This is a genomic window from Streptomyces sp. NPDC104309 (genome assembly GCF_055584025.1).
Genome location: NZ_JBVJMV010000153.1, coordinates 1 through 1,012, shown reverse-complemented (window position 1 = coordinate 1,012; position 1,012 = coordinate 1). Strand labels below are relative to the sequence as shown.

The 1,012-nt window shown below is 69.2% G+C and carries 1 protein-coding gene; it reads right to left on the bottom strand.

All coding sequences use genetic code 11. The features are described 5' to 3' along the window. Positions 1-19 precede the first annotated feature (19 nt). A protein-coding gene (locus ACZ68L_RS46955) for an IS5 family transposase (RefSeq protein WP_469591064.1) occupies positions 20-963 on the bottom strand; the annotation gives its coding sequence in 2 pieces (ribosomal slippage) (positions 20-616 and positions 619-963; 942 coding nt in all). Between the last annotated feature and the right edge of the window lie 49 nt (positions 964-1,012).

Sequence of the window (1,012 nt, the reverse complement as noted above, 5' to 3'; positions counted from 1 at the left end):
CTAGGACTTGTCCGGTCGATCACGTCCGGAGCCAGATGACGAGGGCGGTTGCGGTGACAGTGCCCAGGTAGACATAGCCGCGCTTGTCATAGCGAGTTGCGACCGCGCTGGCGTGCTTGAGCTTGTTGATGGCCCGTTCGACGGTGTTGCGTTTCTTGTACCGCTCCTCGTCGAAGCCCGGCGGTCGTCCGCCGTGTGAGCCCTTGCGCAGGCGGGCGGCCCGGCTGTCGGTCTTCTCCGGGATCGTGTGCCGGATGCCGCGTCTGCTCAGGTAGGCGCGGCACGGGCCGTTGCTGTAGGCCTTGTCGGCGGCCACGCTGTCAGGCGTCTTGCGGGGCCTGCCTGGCCCGGTTCGCGGGACGCGGATCTTCTCCAGCACGGGCTCGAACTGCGTGCAGTCCGCCCGCTGTCCTGGTGTGACGACCAGGGACGGCGGGCGGCAGCGGCCGTCCGCGCTCAGGTGGACCTTGGTGGTGAACCCTCCGCGCGAGCGGCCCAGGCCCTCGCCTCCAGTACCACCTCCGCCAGGTGGCCGACGAGGCTCCGCCACGGTGTTTCGTCCTGGTGTTCTGCAAGGAGCCCAGCCCCCTTTGAGGCCAGGGCCGGCGGCGGGTCGGTGCGGGCACCGGCCGCGTGCTGGTGGGCCCGCACGATCGTGGAGTCGACGGAGACATCCCAGTCGATGTCGCCGGCCGCGTCGGCTTCCGCCTGGACCTGCTGGAGCAGTCGTTCCCAGGTCCCGTCGGCCGACCACAGCCGGTGACGCTCGTAGACCGTCTTCCACGGCCCGAACCGCTCGGGAAGATCACGCCACTGCACGCCGGTCCGCACCCGGTGCAGGATCCCGTCGATCACCTGCCGATGGTCCCGCCACCGGCCACAACGCCTGTTGCTCACCGGCAGGAACGGCCGCAACCGCTCCCACTCGGCATCCGACAGATCACCGCGCTCTTCCCGCCCCATGCCCGGAACAACGACCAAAGCAAGTGATAGTCACATGATCGGGCGGACA